At 74.1% G+C, this 9457-nt stretch carries 9 protein-coding genes; 8 read left to right on the plus strand and 1 reads right to left on the minus strand.

From position 1 onward, the window contains the following. Positions 1-336, minus strand: a 336-nt coding sequence (locus tag HUW36_RS18180) for an adenosylcobinamide amidohydrolase (RefSeq protein WP_174529268.1), incomplete at its 3' end; no start/stop codon positions are given. A 175-nt stretch (positions 337-511) separates the two neighbouring features. Between HUW36_RS18180 and HUW36_RS18185 the strand changes: the two genes are divergently transcribed. From HUW36_RS18185 to HUW36_RS18220, 8 genes are all read left to right on the plus strand, one after another. Then, entirely contained in the window at positions 512-1189 is a 678-nt protein-coding gene (locus tag HUW36_RS18185) for a Crp/Fnr family transcriptional regulator (protein ID WP_007073398.1), read from the plus strand. A 113-nt stretch (positions 1190-1302) separates the two neighbouring features. Beyond that, positions 1303-2046 carry a metallophosphoesterase family protein gene (locus tag HUW36_RS18190; RefSeq protein ID WP_174529269.1) on the plus strand — a complete coding sequence of 248 codons (744 nt, stop codon included), beginning with the start codon at positions 1303-1305 and terminating at the stop codon, positions 2044-2046. A gap of 104 nt (positions 2047-2150) precedes the next feature. Further along, positions 2151-2771, plus strand: coding sequence for a TetR/AcrR family transcriptional regulator (locus tag HUW36_RS18195; RefSeq protein WP_174529270.1), 621 nt, complete (start codon positions 2151-2153; stop codon positions 2769-2771). A gap of 33 nt (positions 2772-2804) precedes the next feature. After that, complete coding sequence (locus HUW36_RS18200) at positions 2805-3599, plus strand: TIGR03084 family metal-binding protein (RefSeq protein ID WP_174529271.1); 795 nt, start codon at positions 2805-2807, stop codon at positions 3597-3599. After that, positions 3596-5272: an acyclic terpene utilization AtuA family protein gene (locus HUW36_RS18205; protein ID WP_174529272.1), complete on the plus strand. Its 1677-nt coding sequence runs from the start codon at positions 3596-3598 to the stop codon at positions 5270-5272. Before HUW36_RS18200 ends, HUW36_RS18205 begins: the two co-directional genes overlap by 4 nt. After that, positions 5269-6459, plus strand: coding sequence for an acyl-CoA dehydrogenase family protein (locus tag HUW36_RS18210; RefSeq protein WP_174529273.1), 1191 nt, complete (start codon positions 5269-5271; stop codon positions 6457-6459). Before HUW36_RS18205 ends, HUW36_RS18210 begins: the two co-directional genes overlap by 4 nt. After that, a complete protein-coding gene (locus tag HUW36_RS18215) occupies positions 6456-8063 on the plus strand; it encodes an acyl-CoA carboxylase subunit beta (RefSeq protein WP_174529274.1) in 1608 nt (535 codons plus the stop codon). The genes HUW36_RS18210 and HUW36_RS18215 overlap by 4 nt, the downstream gene beginning before the upstream one ends. Positions 8064-8074: 11 nt before the next feature. After that, the coding region (locus tag HUW36_RS18220) for an acetyl-CoA carboxylase biotin carboxylase subunit (protein WP_174529275.1) at positions 8075-9457 on the plus strand (1383 nt) is incomplete at its 3' end.

Here is a 9457-nt window from a genome sequence, read left to right on the forward strand (position 1 = left end):
GGCGGCCCACACCGGCGTGCCCAGGCCGACGGTGGCCCAGGCCCGGACGCCGCTGTCCGCCCGGTGCACCACCTCGGCCACGTCCACGCCGGTGAGCAGCCCGACGCCGGGCCCGTCCAGGCCCAGGTCGCGGGCCATCTCGGCCAGGTGGGCGGCGGGGTCGTCCCGGCCGTACGACATCGGCACGGTCGCGTTCACCACCCACCGGCGCAGGCCGATCCCCCCGCCCAGCGGGGCGGAGCCGACCGCCAGCAGCGGCGCCTCGGACCGCCAGACCAGGAGCGGGATGTCCCAGCCGGTTTCGGACCGGGTGGTCAGGATCGGCGCACAGAGCACGCCGGTCACCCTACGATCGCAGGTGGGAACCGGGGCGGGCAGGTTACGCCCAACGATCAAGATTCCAGGGGTGCACCTCTGATTCCTGCTCATGTGCGCCTAGACTGGCGGCGCGCGAGGGATCAGCGGACGGCGGACCCGGCCGACGGACGGCACGCGCAGGCGGAGGTGCGCGATGGACGAGGTACTGGCCCGCAGCGGGATCTTCCAGGGTGTCGACCCGGAGGCTGCCGAGGCGCTCGCCAAGGAGATGGAGACGATCGAGGTCCGCAAGGGCGAGGTCGTCTTCAACGAGGGCGAGCCCGGCGACAGTCTCTACATCCTTCTGTCCGGCAAGATCAAGGTGGGTCGCCGCGCCGCGGACGGCCGGCAGAACCTGATCGCCGTGATGGGCCCGTCGGACATGGTGGGCGAGCTGTCGCTGTTCGACCCGGGCCCGCGTACGGCGACGGCCACGGCGGTCACCGACACCCGCCTGGTGCGGCTGCGCAAGCAGGCGCTGCGTCCCTGGCTCAACAACCGGCCCGAGATCGCCGAGCAGCTGCTGCGCGTGCTGGCCCGCCGGCTGCGCCGGACCAACGACTCGCTCGCCGACCTGATCTTCACCGACGTGCCGGGCCGGGTCGCCAAGAACCTGCTCCAGATGGCCGGCCGCTTCGGCACCCGCGACGGCGGCGTGCTGCGCGTGACGCACGACCTCACCCAGGAGGAGATCGCCCAGCTCGTCGGCGCCTCCCGGGAGACCGTCAACAAGGCGCTCGCCGACTTCGCCTCACGCGGCTGGCTGCGCCTGGACGGCAAGAGCATCATCATCCTCGACCCGGAGCGTCTGGCCCGCCGCGCGCGCGTCTGACCTCCGACATCGGCTCCCCCGGCCCGGCCCGCCCCGTGCGGTCCGGGCCGGCGCCGTCTCTGCCCGGCGCAGAATTCCTGGACCGTCCGGCGGCCGGCGGCCAGGCTGGGGCGATGCTCGAACGTGTCGCCGTCCTCTCCGACGTCCACGGCGTACTGCCGGCGCTGGACGCTGTCCTGGCCGAGCCGGACGTGGCCGCCGCCGACCTGATCGTCCTCACCGGCGACATCGCCGACGGCCCGCAGCCGGTCGAGGTGCTGGACCGGCTCGCCGCGCTCGGCGACCGCGCGCTCCTGGTGGGCGGCAACGGCGAACGGGACCTGGTGGCGGCCCACGCCGGCCGTCCGGCCCCGTACGACGTCTCCAACTGGGCCGCCGCCCAGCTGCGTGACGACCAGGTGGGCCGGCTGGCCGCGCTGCCGCCGCACGTCACGCTGCCCGTCGCCGGCCTGGGTGCGGTGCTGTTCTGCCACGCCACGCCCCGCGACGACGAGGAGGTCGTGCTCGTCGACTCCCGCCTGGACCGCTGGGCCGAGGTCTTCGCCGGCCTCGCCGCCGACGTCACCACAGTGGTCTGCGGGCACACCCACATGCCGTTCGCCCGGCTGGTCGACCGCCGTCTGGTGGTGAACCCGGGCAGCGTCGGCATGCCGTACGGCGGCGTGGGCGCCTGGTGGGCCCTGCTCGGCCCCGGCGTGCAGCTGCGCCGGTCGACCTTCGACGTGGACGCGGCGTGCGCCCGGATCGCCGAAGCTTCCACCTTCCCGGGCGCGGCGGCCTGGGCCGACGAGTACGTCCGCTCCCGGCACTCCGACGCCGACGCGCTCGCCGTCTTCGGCCCCCGTGACGGCCGCTGACTGTTAATAAGGGGCCCTTCCTCTACCGGAGGCGTTAACAAGGGGCCCTGCCTTTCAAAAAAGTCAGGCTTGACTGTTTGTTTTGGGGACGGCAGGCTGTGCCCGTGCCCGCCTCATCGACGCGCGTCCCTCAGCAGGACCGCAGCCGCGCCACCCAGGCCCGGCTGCTGGAGGCGACCGTCGAGTGCCTGGTGGAACACGGCTGGTCCGGCACCACGACGACGGTGGTGGCGGCCCGCGCCGGCGTCTCCCGGGGCGCCCAGTTGCACCACTACCCGACCAAGGCGGCGCTGGTCACCGCCGCGGTCGCCCACCTGACCGAGCGGCGGGCGGTGGAGCTGCGCACCGAGGCGCAGGCCCTGCCGGCCGGCCCGCGCCGGCTCGACGGGGTGGTCGACCTGCTCGCCGCCGCCTTCACCGGCCCGCTCTTCGTCGCCGCGCTGGAGCTGTGGGTGGCCGCCCGCACCGACGCCGAGCTGCGCGACGCGCTGGTCCCGCTGGAGGCCCGGATCGGCCGCGAGATGCACCGGCTCACCGTCGAGCTGCTCGGTGTGGACGAGCGCCGCCCGGGCGTACGCGAATCGGTCCAGACCACGCTCGACCTGCTCCGCGGACTCGGCGTGGCCAACCTGCTCAGCGACGACTCGACCCGCCGCACCACCCTGCTGCACGCCTGGAAGCGCCAGCTCGCCGCGCTGCTCACCGTGGAGGGTGAGCGGCACTGATCCCCTGACGGCCCGTCCCCGCCCGGAGGCACCATGGTCGACCTGACAGCACTGCTCGCGGATCTGGCCGCCGAGTCCGAGCAGCTCGACGCGCTCGTCGCGGAACTGCCGCCGACGGGTTGGGAGCGGCCGACGCCGGCCCCCGGCTGGACCGTCGCCCATCAGGTCGCGCACCTCGCCTGGACCGACCACGTGGCCCACCTGGCCGCCACCGACGAGTCGGCGTTCTTCGCCTCGGTCACCTCCGCGCCGGACCCGTCGCGCCTGGTCGAGGACGGCGCCGAGTCCTTCCTCGCCCCGCCGCCGGCACTGCTGGCCCGCTGGCGGGCCGGCCGCTCGGCGCTCGCCGGCGCGCTCGCCGCCGTCCCGCCCGGGCAGAAGATGCCCTGGTACGGCACCAGCATGTCGCCCGCCTCGATGGCCACCGCCCGGCTCATGGAGACGTGGGCGCACGGCGAGGACGTGGCCGACGCGCTCGACGTCCGGCGGACTCCGACGGCGCGGCTGCGGCACGTCGCGCACCTCGGCTTCCGTACCCTCGGGCACGGTTTCGCGGCCCACGGCCGCGACGTGCCCACGGCGCCGGTGCGGGTCGAGCTGACCCCGCCCGCGGGCGGCGACGCCTGGGCCTTCGGGCCGGCGGACGCGGCCGACCGGGTGACCGGGCCGGCGCTCGACTTCTGCCTGCTGGTCACCCAGCGCCGGCACCGCGCCGACCTCGCCCTGGTGGCGACCGGGCCGGTGGCCGACGAGTGGTTGGACGTGGCCCAGGCGTTCGCCGGCCCGCCCGGCGACAAGCGGGAGCCGGCGAGCGGAACGCCCTCATGAGCGTGCTGCGGGTCGGGAACGCGTCCGGGTTCTACGGCGACCGCTCCACCGCCTGGCGGGAGATGCTCGACGGCGGCGAGCTGGACGTGCTGACCGGTGACTACCTGGCCGAGCTGACCATGCTGATCCTCGGCCGGGACCGGATGCGCGACCCGTCGCTGGGCTACGCGAAGACGTTCCTGCGCCAACTGGAGGGCGTGCTCGGCACCGCGCTGGAGCGCCGCGTCACGCTCGTCACCAACGCCGGCGGCCTCAACCCGGCCGGGCTGGCCGACGCGGTCCGGTCGCTGGCCGCCCGGCTCGGCCTCGACGTGCGGGTCGGGTACGTCGAGGGCGACGCGATCCAGCGACCGGACGCGCTGACCGCGAACGCGTACCTGGGCGCGTTCGGGATCGCAGCCTGCCTCGACGCGGGCGCGGACGTGGTGGTGACCGGTCGGGTCACCGACGCCTCGCTGGCGGTCGGCCCGGCCATCGCCCGCTTCGGGTGGACCCGCGACGACCTGGACGCGCTGGCCGGCGCGACGGTGGCCGGGCACCTGATCGAGTGCGGCGCGCAGGTCACCGGCGGCAACTTCAGCTTCTTCACCGAGCTGCCGGACGGCGGGCGCCGCCCCGGCTTCCCGATCGCCGAGCTGCACCCGGACGGCTCGTCGGTGCTCACCAAGCACCCCGGCACCGGCGGCGCGGTCACCGTCGAGACGGTCACCGCCCAGCTGCTCTACGAGGTGGGTGGGCCGGACTACCTCGGGCCGGACGTGGTGACCCGGCTGGACACGGTGCGGCTGGAGCAGGCGGGCCCGGACCGGGTACGCGTGTCCGGGGTGCGCGGCACGCCGCCACCGGACACGCTCAAGGTGGGCGTCAACAACCTGGGCGGCTTCCGCAACTCGATGACGTTCGTGCTGTGCGGGCTGGACGTCCCGGCCAAGGCGGCGCTGGTCCGGGGCCAGATCGAGGAGGCGGTCGGCACCGAGGGGCTGGAGTTCACGCTGGCCCGCACCGACCACCCGGACACCGGCGACACCGAGGCGGCGAGCGCGCTGCTGCACGTACACCTGCGCGACGGTGACAAGGCACGGGCCGGGCGGGCGTTCTCGGCGGCGGCGGTGGAGCTGGCGCTGGCCTCCTACCCGGGCTGCACGCTGACCACGCTGCCCGGCGACGCCACGCCGTACGGCGTGTTCACCGCCGACGCGGTCGCCCAGGACGCGGTCGAGCACGTCGCGGTGCTGCCCTCCGGCGAGCGCGTGCCGATCCCGCCGCCGACGATGACGAGCGGTTTGCAGGGGGCCCCTGTACAACACGAGGCGTTAAGAAGGGGCCCTTCCTTGCCGGCCACCCGGCGCGGGCCGCTCGGCGAGCTGGTCGGCGCGCGGTCGGGCGACAAGGGCGGCGACGCCAACCTCGGCGTCTGGGCGCGTACCGACGCGACCTGGCCCTGGCTGCGCGACTGGCTGACGGTGGAGCGGTTGGCCGAGCTGCTGCCGGAGACCGCGCCGCTCACCGTCGAGCGGTACGAACTGCCGAACCTCCGCGCGGTCAACTTCGTGGTCCGAGGGCTGCTCGGGCAGGGCGTGGCCGCCTCCACCCGGTTCGACCCGCAGGCCAAGGCGCTCGGCGAGCTGCTGCGTTCCCGGGTGGTCGACCTGCCGGCGGAGGTACCGGCATGACCATCGTGGACACCCCCGAACGCCGTCAGTTGCGCGAGCTGACCCGTTCCTTCGTCACCCGTGAGGTGCTGCCCCACCTGGCCGGGTGGGAGCGGGCCGGCGAGGTGCCCCGGTCGCTGCACGAGACCGCCGCGAAGATCGGCCTGCTCGGCATCGGCTTCCCCGAGTCGGTCGGCGGCAGCGGCGGCGACCTGCTCGACTCGATGGTGGTCACCGAGGAGATCATCCGCTCGGGCGGGTCGTCCGGGCTGGTCGCCGCGCTGTTCACGCACGGGATCGCGCTCCCGCACATCGTCGCGGCGCGGGACGAGCACCTGACCGAGAGGTACGTCCGGCCCACCCTGGCCGGGACCATGATCGGCGCGCTGGCGATCACCGAGCCGGACGGCGGCTCGGACGTCGCCGGCATCCGCACCTGCGCGGTCCGCGACGGCGACCACTACGTGGTGAACGGCGCGAAGACCTACATCACCAGCGGGATCCGGGCCGACTTCGTCACCACCGCGGTCTGCACCGACTTCCCCGGGTCGGGCTCGCTGAGCCTGCTCGTGATCGACAAGGGCTCGCCCGGGTTCACCGTGGGCCGCCGGCTGGAGAAGCTCGGCTGGCACTGCTCGGACACCGCCGAGCTGTCCTTCGTCGACGTACGCGTGCCGGTGACGAACCGGGTCGGCCCGGAGGACACCGGCTTCCTCGCCATCATGCAGCAGTTCGCCGCCGAGCGGCTGTCGCTCGCCACGCAGGCGTACGCGACCGCGCAGCGCTGCGTGGACCTGGCCGTGCGGTGGTGTCGGGACCGCCAGACGTTCGGCCGGCCGCTCGTCGGGCGTCAGGTGGTCCGGCACCGGCTGGCCGAGATGCACTCCCGCACCGAGGCGGCGCGGGCGTACGTGCACGACGTCGCCGACCGGGTGGCTCGACCACTCCAGCTCGGCGCGTCTGACGCCGCGCCGCGACCTGGAGCAGTCGCGGGACAACCGGTGGTGACCGAGGTGGCGATCGCGAAGAACGTGGCGGTGGCGGCGTGCGACTTCGTGGTCGACGCGGCGCTGCAACTGCACGGCGGCTTCGGCTACCTGCGGGACGCCGAGGTGGAGCGGCACTACCGGGACGCCCGGATCCTCGGCATCGGTGGCGGCACCACCGAGATCATGAACGAGATCATCGCGAAGGGCATGGGCCTATGAGCACGACTGTCCTGCAGAGCACGATCGACCCGTCCGCGCCCGCCTTCACCGCCAACCGGGAGGCGCTGCGGGAACGCCTGGCCGAGCTGGAGACCGCGCTCGACCAGGCCCGGGCCGGTGGCGGCGAGAAGTACGTGACCCGCCACCACGGGCGCGGCAAGCTGCTGCCCCGGGAGCGGATAGAGTTGCTGCTCGACCCGGACAGCCCGTTCCTGGAGCTGTCGCCGGTGGCCGCGTACGGCACCGACTTCCCGGTCGGCGCCAGCACCGTGACCGGCATCGGCGTGGTCGAGGGCGTGGAGTGCCTGATCGTGGCGAACGACCCGACGGTACGCGGCGGCGCGATCAACCCGTGGTCGCTGGCGAAGACCCGGCGGGCCGGTGAGATCGCGGCGGCCAACCGACTGCCGATGGTGAACCTGGTCGAGTCGGCCGGCGCGGACCTGCCCACCCAGGCGGAGATCTTCATTCCCGGCGGCCGGGTGTTCCGCGACCTGACCCGGCTCTCCGCGGCGCGGATCCCCACGGTCAGCGTGGTCTTCGGCAACGCCACCGCCGGCGGCGCATACGTGCCGGGCATGTCGGACTTCACCATCATGATCCGTGACCGCTCGCAGGTCTACCTGGCCGGGCCGCCGCTGGTGAAGATGGCCACCGGCGAGGTCACCGACGACGAGTCGCTCGGCGGCGCGTCGATGCACGCCACCACGTCCGGCCTGGCCGACTTCCTCGCCGAGGACGAGCGCGACGGCATCCGGCTGGCCCGGCAGTGCGTCCGCCGGCTCAACTGGCGCAAGCACGGCCCGCCGCCGCGCAACCGCCATCCGCTGCCACCCCGGTACGACCCGGAGGAGCTGCTCGGCATCGCCAGCGCCGACCTGAAGGTGCCGTTCGACCCGCGCGAGGTGCTGGCCCGGGTGCTCGACGACAGCGCGTTCGACGAGTTCAAGCCCGGCTACGGCACCGCGCTGGTGACCGGCTGGGGCGAGCTGCACGGCTATCCGGTCGGCGTGCTCGCGAACGCCCGGGGCGTGCTGTTCAGCGCCGAGGCGCAGAAGGCGGCCCAGTTCATCCAGCTCGCCAACGCGGCCGACACCCCGCTGGTCTTCCTCCAGAACACCACCGGCTACATGGTCGGCACCGAGTACGAGCAGCGCGGCATCATCAAGCACGGCGCCCTGATGATCAACGCGGTGTCGAACTCGAAGGTGCCGCACCTGACCGTCAACCTGGGTGCCTCCTACGGCGCCGGCAACTACGGCATGTGCGGCCGGGCGTACGAGCCGAGGTTCCTGTTCACCTGGCCGAACGCGAAGTCGGCGGTGATGGGCCCGGCGCAGCTCGCCGGCGTGCTGTCGATCGTGGCCCGGCAGGCCGCCGCGGCCCGGGGCCGCGAGTACGACGAGGACACCGACACCGCCATGCGGATGATGGTCGAGCAGCAGATCGAGTCGCAGTCCGGGGCGCTGTTCCTCTCCGGCCGGCTCTACGACGACGGGGTGATCGACCCCCGGGACACCCGTACCGTCCTCGGGCTCTGCCTGTCGGCGATCCACAACGGACCGGTGAAGGGCGCCGACGGTTTCGGCGTCTTCCGGATGTGAGGGGGAGAGCCTTGATCGACACCCTTCTCGTGGCGAACCGGGGCGAGATCGCCCGCCGGGTCTTCGCCACCTGCCGCGCCCTCGGCGTGGCCACCGTCGCCGTGCACTCCGACGCGGACGCCGACGCGCCGTTCGTCGCCGACGCCGACCAGGCCGTCCGGTTGCCCGGTAACACGCCGGCCGAGACGTACCTGCGCATCGACCTCGTCCTGGACGCGGCCCGGCGCGCCGGCGCGGACGCCGTCCACCCCGGTTACGGCTTCCTCGCCGAGAACGCGGAGTTCGCGGCGGCGGTCACCGACGCGGGCCTGACCTGGGTCGGACCGTCGGCGAAGGCGATCGCCGCGATGGGCGACAAGATGGCCGCCAAGGCGCTGCTCGCCGACGCGGGCGTGCCGATGCTGCCCACCTGGACCGACCCCGGGCAGGTCACCGACTTCCCGGTGCTGGTCAAGGCGAGCGCGGGCGGCGGCGGCCGGGGCATGCGGATCGTCCGTGACGCGGACGGGCTGGCCGAGGCCGTGGCGGGCGCGCGCCGCGAGGCGGCGGCGGCGTTCGGCGACGGCACGGTCTTCATCGAGCGGTACGTCGAGCGGGGTCGCCACGTCGAGGTGCAGATCTTCGGCGACACCCACGGCACCGTGGTGGCGCTCGGGGTACGCGACTGCTCGATCCAGCGCCGCCACCAGAAGATCGTCGAGGAGGCGCCCGGGGTGGTGCCCGACGACGTGCGGACGCGGCTGCACGAGGCGGCGGTGGCGGCCGGGCGGGCGGTCGACTACGTCGGCGCGGGCACCGTGGAGTTCCTGCTGGCGCCGGACGGGCAGGTCCACTTCCTGGAGATGAACACCCGCCTCCAGGTGGAGCACCCGGTCACCGAGCTGACCACCGGGCTGGACCTGGTGCGGCTGCAACTGCTCGTCGCCGAGGGCGAGCCGCTGCCGGTCACCACCACGCCGGTCCCGGACGGTCACGCCATCGAGGTGCGGCTCTGCGCCGAGGACCCGGCCCAGGGCTTCCGCCCGGCCACCGGCACGCTGCACCGGTTCGCGATCCCCGGCGTCTCCGCCGAGTTCGGGCCGACCCGGGGGCTGCGCCTGGACTCCGGCGTGGTGGACGGCTCGACGGTGAGCGTGCACTACGACTCGATGCTGGCCAAGCTGGTCGCCTGGGCACCGACCCGGACCGAGGCGGCCCGCGCCCTGGCCGGCGCGCTGGCCCGGGCCGAGTTGCACGGCGTCGCCACCAACCGGGACCTGCTGGTCCGGGTGCTGCGCAGCGGGGAGTTCGCCGCCGTCGACGTGGACACCGGTTTCCTGGACCGGCACCCGGAGGTGTTCGCGCCGCTGCTGCCGGCCGGGCAGCTCCCCCTGGCCGCGCTGGCCGCCGCGCTG

This window comes from Micromonospora maritima (assembly GCF_902825405.1).
Taxonomy (GTDB): Bacteria; Actinomycetota; Actinomycetes; order Mycobacteriales; family Micromonosporaceae; genus Micromonospora; species Micromonospora maritima.